The organism is Nocardioides sp. CPCC 206348, from assembly GCF_048654705.1.
In the GTDB taxonomy this organism is placed as follows: Bacteria; Actinomycetota; Actinomycetes; order Propionibacteriales; family Nocardioidaceae; genus Nocardioides.
This window is the reverse complement of record NZ_JBMCZA010000216.1, coordinates 39855-42514: the sequence shown is the minus strand read 5'-3', so window position 1 is coordinate 42514 and position 2660 is coordinate 39855. Positions and strand designations below refer to the sequence as shown.

Sequence of the window (2660 nt, the reverse complement as noted above, 5' to 3'; positions counted from 1 at the left end):
ACGATCCGCTTGCCCTCGACGTCAGGGCCCTCGGCGAGCTTTGCGGTGCCGTACTTCTTCGCCTCCTTGCGCACGAAGACGACCGGGATGCCGACCAGCTGGCTGACGGCGGTGGCGATCGGGATGCCGCCCATCTCCAGGCCGCCGAGCAGGTCGGCGTCACCGGGGAGCAGCTGGGCGACCTCGCGGGCCACGCGGGCGAGCAGCCCGGGGTCGGCCTCGAAGAGGTACTTGTCGAAGTACTCGTTGCTGACCTGGCCCGAGCGGAGGGTGAACTCACCCGTGAGGCGGCAGGTGGCGTCGATGTCGGCGGCGAGGGCCGTGTCCGTGGTCGTCACGGTCCAGAGCCTAGTGCCGCCATCCGGCACCCTGACGACCTAGGCTCAGGGGGTGCCCGGTCCCCCGCACTCCGCCGCCCGCCGCATCGCCGGCATGGGCGAGACGATCTTCGCCGAGATGTCCGCCCTCGCAGTCCGCACCGGGGCCGTCAACCTCGGCCAGGGCTTCCCGGACACCGACGGCCCGCCGGAGCTGATCGGGGCGGCCGTCGACGCGCTCCGCGGTGGCGCGAACCAGTACGCACCGGGCATCGGCATCCCGACCCTGCGGCAGGCGATCGCGCGCCACCAGCAGCGGCACTACGGCATCGAGCTCGACCCGAACACCCAGGTCGTCGTCACGACCGGCTGCACCGAGGCGATCGCCGGAGCCCTGCTCGGCCTGGTCGACCCCGGCGACGAGGTGATCGTCCTGGAGCCCTACTACGACTCCTACACGGCGATGATCGCCTTCGCCGGAGGGGTACGACGACCCGTCACCCTCCGCGCACCCGACTTCCGGCTGGACCCGGCCGAGCTGGAGGCCGCGGTCTCCGCGCGCACGAAGCTGATCCTGCTCAACACCCCGCACAACCCGACCGGCCGCGTCCTGGACGCCGACGAGCTGGCGGCCGTGGCCCGGGTCGCCCAGGCGCACGACCTGACCGTCGTGACCGACGAGGTCTACGAACACCTGACCTTCGACGGCCGGGTCCACGTGCCCCTCGCGACCCTGCCCGGCATGGCCGAGCGGACCCTGACCCTGTCCAGCGCCGGCAAGTCCTGGTCGGTCACCGGGTGGAAGGTCGGCTGGGCGACCGGACCTGCCCCCCTGGTCGCGGCGGTCACCGCCGCCAAGCAGTGGCTGACCTACACCTCGGGCGCACCCCTGCAGCCCGCCGTCGCCAGCGCGCTCGACAGCCCGTCGGACTTCCCGGCGCGGCTCCGGGCCGACCTGCAGGCGCGCCGCGACGAGCTCGTTGCCGGTCTGACGGCGGCCGGCCTGACGTCGTACACACCGGAGGGGACGTACTTCGCCACCACCGACGTCAGCGCCCTCGGCTGGGCCAGCGGCGGTGACTTCTGCCGCGCGCTGCCCGAGCGGGCCGGCGTGGTCGCGATCCCGTCGGAGGTCTTCTACGACGACCCCGACGCGCCCGGTGCCGGACGGCAGCTGGTCCGCTGGGCGTTCTGCAAGCGGCCCGACGTCATCGCCGAGGCCGTGGCCCGCCTGTCGGCCGCCGACCTGGCCCGCTGAGCGCTGGTCGAGGACTGACGTCGATGCAGCAGATCGGCCGCTACCCCGTCTCCCGGGTCATCGGGTCGGGGGGCTTCGGGACCGTCCACCTCGGCGTCGACCCCGGCTCCGGCGAACCCGTCGCGATCAAGGTGCTCGACTGGCCCGAACAGGGTTGGCGTCGCCGGATGTTCCGCGACGAGGCCGCCGCGCTGCGCTCGGTCAACCACCCCAACGTGGTGCGGATCCGCGACGTCATCGACACCCCGGACCTGGCCGCCCTCGTCACCGACTACGTCGAAGGTGCGTCGCTGCGACGCGTCCTCGAGGAGGCCGGCCCGCTCAACGGGCCGCAGGCCCTGTCGGTGCTCACGGGCGCGTTGCAGGGCCTTGCCGCCGTCCACGCGACCGGCCTGGTCCATGCCGACCTGAAGCCCGAGAACATCCTGCTCGACACCACCGGGACATCGCGCCTGATCGACTTCGGCCTGACCGGGCCACCCCGCGCACTGAGCGGCCCCGACACCTGGATCGGCACGCCCGCCTACCTCGCCCCCGAGGTCGTGCTCGGCCAGCACATCGACCAGCGCAGCGACCTCTACGCCACCGCGGTGATGCTCTTCGAGCTGCTCTGCGGACGCCCGCCGTACGTCGGCCCGAACCCGGTGATGACCGCGCTGCTGCACGTGCAGTCGCCGATCCCCGACCTCCAGCGCCTGTACCCGGGGATCAGCGACGCCCTCGCCGGACTCTGCACGCAGGACCTCGCCAAGGACCCGACCCGACGCCACCAGAACAGCCGGGCGTTCCTGACCAGCCTCAACATCGCCGCGACCCAGGCGTACGGCGCCGAATGGGCCGCCGCGGGCGCCGCGCTCGGCACGCTCGTTGCCTCCACACTCGCCGCCCTGTCGGGCCTTTCCGCCGCACCCGCCGCACTCGGCCTGCTCGGCGCAGCGCCCGCAGCGGCGCCGCTGGCAGCCGGGCTGGCTGCCGCGGGGGCGATCGGCTCGGGCGGGGTCGCCGCAGGCCTCGGCGGTGCCGGGGCAGGCGGCGGAGTCGCGGGCGGCGCGGCCGTCGGCGCCGGGGGTGCGGGCGTCGGTGGA

The 2660-nt window shown here is 73.7% G+C and carries 3 protein-coding genes; 2 read left to right on the top strand and 1 reads right to left on the bottom strand.

Annotation, left to right across the window (positions count from 1 at the left end):
- On the bottom strand, window positions 1-338 hold a 338-nt coding region (locus tag ACOADB_RS23520; protein WP_378604563.1), incomplete at its 3' end, for an orotate phosphoribosyltransferase.
- 52 nt (window positions 339-390) lie between these two features.
- On the opposite strand from ACOADB_RS23520, the gene ACOADB_RS23515 reads away from it, so the two are divergent.
- Both ACOADB_RS23515 and ACOADB_RS23510 read left to right on the top strand, forming a co-directional pair.
- Complete coding sequence (locus ACOADB_RS23515) at window positions 391-1575, top strand: pyridoxal phosphate-dependent aminotransferase (RefSeq protein WP_378604454.1); 1185 nt, start codon at window positions 391-393, stop codon at window positions 1573-1575.
- A gap of 23 nt (window positions 1576-1598) precedes the next feature.
- A partial coding sequence (locus tag ACOADB_RS23510) for a serine/threonine-protein kinase (protein WP_378604451.1) occupies window positions 1599-2660 on the top strand: 1062 nt, incomplete at its 3' end.